The sequence below is a fragment of the Lentilactobacillus hilgardii DSM 20176 = ATCC 8290 genome (assembly GCF_000159315.1).
Classification (GTDB): Bacteria; Bacillota; Bacilli; order Lactobacillales; family Lactobacillaceae; genus Lentilactobacillus; species Lentilactobacillus hilgardii.
The window spans coordinates 859,593-865,329 of record NZ_GG669992.1 but is presented as its reverse complement, the minus strand read 5'-3'; the positions used below and the strand labels follow the sequence as shown (position 1 = coordinate 865,329).

Sequence of the window (5,737 nt, the reverse complement as noted above, 5' to 3'; positions counted from 1 at the left end):
CTTTTTAAATATTACCTAAATACCTTAATTTGAATAAAGTCAAAAATACCTTCCACAAAAATTGCGGATAAAATTTTGATTTCATTGTTTTTCAAATAAGTAATTTGGGAATAGCGAAAAATATTTATTCCTTTTTACCATTCCTAGCGGTATAACAATACTGAAAGGGTGGTATTCAATAAAAATAAAAAATATATTGGTGACAGCCATAGCAACACTAGCTTTCGTTCCAGCACTGGGGAACACAACACAAGCAGCAACTTGGTATCATGGAACGCCTAAAATATTTTGGGGTAAATGGAAATCTCCTTATCCACCTATGCATACAACATGGAAGATGAGCATTGGACGGACTTATGTTCATAACGGGCTTTCCGATCCAGACTTTTATAATCACGCCAAGTATAAATATTTAGGTCATCATGTTTATAAAGTATATGGTGAAAACCCTTTCTACCATTCTTACGGTGCCATTTATCTAAAGTGGTACAATCACAACAAAATCGGGACTAATTATCCTCACACTCCTGCTAAATACACAACAATTTATCACCGTTACTAAACTCTAAAGCTAAATTGGGGATTAAGTTACTCCTTTAACCTAACTTAGTCTCAATATGTGTTTATTTTTTACGTTCCAATAAAATTATGTTTTTATCCGTCCACAAAACAAAACGATCCCACCAACCATTAAGTTGATGAGATCATTTTTAGTTTCTATTTATAATCACGAACGTATTTTGTATTGGCAGTAATATAACCACCGGCTACTCGATAACGTAAAGTACCATGTTTGGTAACGTTATTCTTCTGAGAATAATCATATCCGTAAACCTTTAATGTTCGATTCTTGGCGATTACCTGATTCTTCTTGGTGAAGTTGGCGTTGCTATATCGATTCAATGTCCGTTTTGTTTTAACTGATTTAACTTGCTTATTACGTCCCATGTTAACCAATTTTCGGTTAGCGGTAATATAGTCACCATTGGTTAAAACATATCGAGTAGTGAGATTATGCGTCACAATCCGTTTAACATGTAGGACTGTTCCCTGTCGATAGTTTCTAGCTTTCTTGGTCAAGTTAGCCTTATGATATGCATTCACACCCCGTGGATTAATCACGGTAACGGTTGAATGCTTAGTAGCATAGTAAACGGGACGTACATACTTCTGACTAGCAGTAATGTAACCCGTCTTTCCATTGGTCTTAGATGTGTGATTAACGTCTCGAACTCGGTATCTCAGGGTCCCGTTAGCAGCTCGCTTATAGCCGGTAACGACAAACATTGGGCGATAAATTCTCGGTTTCTTAGTATACCAGGCACTTCGATTAGCAGCTGAAAACTTGGTTGACTTATACAAGCCAATCTTGTTAACCGAGTAAACGGCAGCCCCCTTTGCAGCTACATAACTCGGCAAGTTGGCATTGTCGCTTGAAGCAATTGACGATGAAGATGCTGCCGGCGTACTTGTACTGGTGCTGGAAGTTGGAGCTGACGAACTTGAACTGCTCGATGTTATCGGTGTACTTGGTGTATCCGGGACTGTTGGAGTAGTCGGAGTTGTAGGTGTAGAAGAATTCTTGTTATACCAAAAAACAACTGCCTGAGGATTTGTACTTAATTTTAAGCCTTGAATAGTATCACTATCACTAAACTTTGTAACATTTGTTTGGAGATAGTCAAATAAATTTGTGGACTTTTTATCATAGGCTAACGCAGCCATAATAAAAGCCAAGCTATAAGGGAGATTTGGGAATCCTCGGGTAGCAAGGCTTTGATCAACATAGTTACTCAACGATGATAGTGGATTTCCCCCAAAAGATTTATCAAATTCCTTAGATAAGCTAGCCAGAAATTGAGGGTCCTTAAAAAAGTCCCCCGGCAATTCCTGAACATTTTTTAAGAAAACCTCTTTAGATACGCTTGCAGACTGATACTCAATAGACTTTTTATTCCTTAAAGAATATCCCGAAATTTTTGGAGCAATTATAGCAGGTAAATTTTGCTGGTTAATTCCGTTTTCCCCTAAAGTAGCAGAAGGATAAATATCTTTCCCAGTTTCAGAATCTTTATAAAAGACTCTAACTACTTGCGGATTTTCAATGGTTAACAAATCAGAATTTAACTGATATAGTGTCATAGCATAACGGGGATTTGTGTGTAATTGTAACCTCACCTTTTATTTCAGTGTTGCCATTGGTACTAATCGAATCCGTAGAAATATAATTATTCAACGGGATGGAAAAAGCTGCACCATAACCACTTTCAAGAGGATAAGCAAATTGATCGGTTTTTGTTTCACTCAAGGGAATATTTATGTTATTTACCAATACACTTTTTAAGCTGGAATAATCCTCATATTGAATATTTTTTCCAATGACCATCCAAGTTAAGGTTTTATTTAGTGTTGCAGTTGCAACGGTATCTCCCTTAGTTTCCCAACCAGTGTCCAATGAGATTACATCTGTTGCCTCTGGCAAATTATGGTTGTCTATATTCGCTGACAACACTGGATTTAAAGTTGGATTCTTCTGCCAATTATTCCAATTCACCGGATTTGCAATACTATCGTTGCTGTGCAAATTCTGTTTCGCACTGTTAGTCTCCGTTGCTTGTACAGTCTGGCTGTTGGCGTCAGCACGCACATTGGGCGAACATAAAATATTACCAGCGCCAATAATTAAAACGCTTACAATAAAACATAAGCAGATTCGATAATGCTTACTCATTTTAATCCCTCCACTAATTGGGCAAAGAAATCAGCAAATTGTTCGGGTCACTCACTGTTCCAACTAAATATTAACATGGTACATAGATTTCTTAGAAATTATAGAGCTCTTTATTTAGATTCATAACATTTTCTTAAACAGCCAACATTGCCACAAGAATCAGCAGTTACATCATTAAACGATCTCCTAACCCATTAAGTTAATGAAATCGTTTTTATTTTCCAACTTGTTTCCGCTTTTCCCTCAATCCCTTTCAAAACACCATCCCAATGATCTAAAATTAACCATAGCAACCACATTCCAGAAAGGACCAAACAATTCCATGTCAAAAGTAATCACCTTTTACAGCGACAAACACAAAGTCGGAAAAACAACTTCTGCTTTCTTCATCAGCTATTTTTTAAACAAAATGGGCAAAAAAGTAACCGCAATTGATCTTGATAAGCAGGAAGCTTTAACAACCGCATTCAATTCTGTCGAGAATTATCAATCGAAAATCAAAAATATCAAACCAATGAAAATTGAAGCCGAGGAACCATTACTCAACTTTCTAAAGAACGACGATAAATCAGATGTTATTCTCATTGATACAGGCAGCGACATGATCTTAAACAAGGCTGCTCTTGCAATTAGTGATGAAGTCATCATTCCAATTCTTGGGTTTGAAGGACTGCGAACGGTATCCCCAGCCAACATTTCTTTTACTGCTTCCAGAATCACCGAAAGAGTGAAGCCCAAAACCTTGATCAGATTCCTGCCTATTGCTGCAACTGAATATCTCCCAGAAGAGCAGAAAAACATCAACACTTATCAACACCATCACAGAGAAATAAATATTAACTGTTACAAAGAAGCCATTCCAGACCTTTTTAACTTTTTGGCAGACAAACAATTTGCATCAGACGTTTTCCGGTTAGCAATGACATCCGAATTCGGCTTGAATAAATTTTATGAACGACTCACAAACGAGATATTGCAAGACAGTTAGCGACTTTAACCGCACTTTCTCTTTCCATAAAAACGCCTTTCCGACCAACTAAATACATTTTTTATTAATCGCGTGCTTTCACATCAGTATGAAAGGCGCTTTTTTAAAAGAATTCATTTGCGCTTTCACTAGAGTGCCCTCATTCCCAAAGGAATCTTTTGTAACTTCCGAATCAGGTTGATCCTCATGACAATTTCGCTCAATACGCCTAATCCAAAAACGCTCAATAAAATTGAGCCACCTAGCTAAGTAACTAAAAGGCATCCCCATCAAAACGGCTTGGAAAATCCTTATCCCAAGTCATTCTAATAGAGATGCCTTTATAAACGAAACTCTTTTTTAATACTAACGAATCCGTACCACTCAAAGCCCACCAACAATTATCCCCAAAGAAATTTCATAATCGTCTCCTGAACCCGGGTATTCTTGGTTTCAAGATTAGCATGTTTTGCCAGTTGTCCCGAAAAGCCGCGAACTTTATAACTGGCAACTTGCTTTTTCAATATTGATCCCAATGATAGAGCTGATGGCACGCTAATGGTTCCATCAGAATCAGATCCATCATTGACTTGACCGAAAATATTGAGGATTTTAGCCTGCCGAGGGAAGCGATATCGATTTCGCAGTAACACACGATATTCAGGATGCTTAATCTTGGGCTGACCATTAGCAAGCAATCGATTTTGCCCAGGATAATCGTCCCATAATCGACTCAGCTTGCCACTCAAAGGTTGATCCCATTTGTGTCGATTCAGGATACCGTCAAACGGACCGGCTATTAATGCCAGCTTGTTCAGCCGAGGCAATTGATTTGAGTTACCATATTTTTCAGCTTGAAAGGTTAACGCATAGGCACCCATGGAATGGCCGATCGCATTATATTGGGTCATGTGATAATTTCGTTTCAACAGTATCAAAATCTTGTGCAGTGCAGCGGCTTCTTTGTATTCGCCGATGTAGGCGTTGGGAAATTTAACCAGGATTTCCGGTGATTTTTTGGGATGGACAGGTAAACGGCCATACATCTGGATTTGACCTGATGGCCCTACATAGACAACGAGTCCCTTTTGAGCATACCCTTCCCTAATTGCTTTTCTAGCCAACGGCATTTGGGAACGTAAGCCGGCTCCCCAACCATGCACAAACAAAACCGGTGTGGTCGAGCGATTCACAGCCAACGTTGATTGTTGCTTCATCTGTTGTGAACGGCTTGGCGACAAAAAAAGAATACCTGCCACTACTAACACAACTACCGCACCAACAATCATGGTTGCGGTTATTAAAATTTTATTTCGTTTTGTCATCATACATCTACCTCAAATGTTAAATTAATAAATTGGCTTAATTGATTATAGAACCATTCTAGTATTTATAGCCACTTTAAGGTATGTCAACACTCAAAATATACCAAAGATTTACAAATTTAAGAAAATCGAAACTTTACAGTTGTCTGGCTTTAATTGTGAATATTCTTTATTACCTTCAAAGCCTCTGTGTAAGCCAAGCTTGTATTTTCTTTAACAATCAGAATCTAAAAAGATACGGTCTCTTCTATTGAGTGCTAGAATAAGGACCGAAAGCGGGTTCATAAAATATTGCTTCCAATTGCCGCTTCTAATTTGAAAGAAGGGAATATTATGGAAAATAGTAAAGGAGCAACTAACCGCTGGCTTATTATCTTCGGCACAATTTTAATTCAGGTTTCCGCCGGATCATTCTACGCTTGGTCAATCTTTAACAATGGTTTTATGATGAAATCCGGTGGTGTTGTTCAGGTCGTTAATGGTGTAAAGAAGATCGTCGGGGGCCTGCCTGCAGGATCTGTCAGCTTTACCTTTACGCTTGGCATGCTTTGCCTGTCATTGGCAACGTTGGCTGGCATTCCACTTGCTAAGAAGTATGGCATTAAAGTGGTTAGCCTTTGTGCATCCATTATTTATGGCCTATCCATTTTAGGTTTAATGACGATTGGTAAGGGCTCGTCAATTTGGATGTTATGGCTGTTTGGTGGTGTTTTA

General features: G+C 38.3%; 4 protein-coding genes and 2 pseudogenes. 3 read left to right on the top strand and 3 right to left on the bottom strand.

The window, feature by feature from the left end; genetic code table 11:
* Positions 1-199 precede the first annotated feature (199 nt).
* A complete protein-coding gene (locus HMPREF0519_RS13655) occupies positions 200-562 on the top strand; it encodes a hypothetical protein (protein WP_003634805.1) in 363 nt (120 codons plus the stop codon).
* A 155-nt stretch (positions 563-717) separates the two neighbouring features.
* Here the strand turns inward: HMPREF0519_RS13655 and HMPREF0519_RS03820 are convergent.
* Together HMPREF0519_RS03820 and HMPREF0519_RS03815 are read right to left on the bottom strand one after the other, a co-directional pair.
* A pseudogene (locus HMPREF0519_RS03820) lies at positions 718-1,581 on the bottom strand (DUF5776 domain-containing protein); the annotation flags it as partial.
* Positions 1,582-2,116: 535 nt separating this feature from the next.
* Entirely contained in the window at positions 2,117-2,731 is a 615-nt protein-coding gene (locus HMPREF0519_RS03815; RefSeq protein WP_040472653.1) for a hypothetical protein, read from the bottom strand.
* Positions 2,732-3,053: 322 nt separating this feature from the next.
* Here HMPREF0519_RS03815 and HMPREF0519_RS03810 point away from each other — a divergent pair, with 322 nt between their 5' ends.
* The gene (locus HMPREF0519_RS03810; protein ID WP_040472652.1) at positions 3,054-3,719 is read left to right on the top strand and encodes a ParA family protein; all 666 of its coding nucleotides are present in this window, start codon (positions 3,054-3,056) and stop codon (positions 3,717-3,719) included.
* 380 nt (positions 3,720-4,099) lie between these two features.
* Here the strand turns inward: HMPREF0519_RS03810 and HMPREF0519_RS03800 are convergent, their stop codons facing one another.
* Positions 4,100-5,026, bottom strand: a complete 927-nt coding sequence (locus HMPREF0519_RS03800) for an alpha/beta hydrolase (RefSeq protein WP_003634801.1) — start codon at positions 5,024-5,026, stop codon at positions 4,100-4,102.
* A gap of 330 nt (positions 5,027-5,356) precedes the next feature.
* Here HMPREF0519_RS03800 and HMPREF0519_RS03795 point away from each other — a divergent pair.
* A pseudogene (locus HMPREF0519_RS03795) lies at positions 5,357-5,737 on the top strand (MFS transporter); the annotation flags it as partial.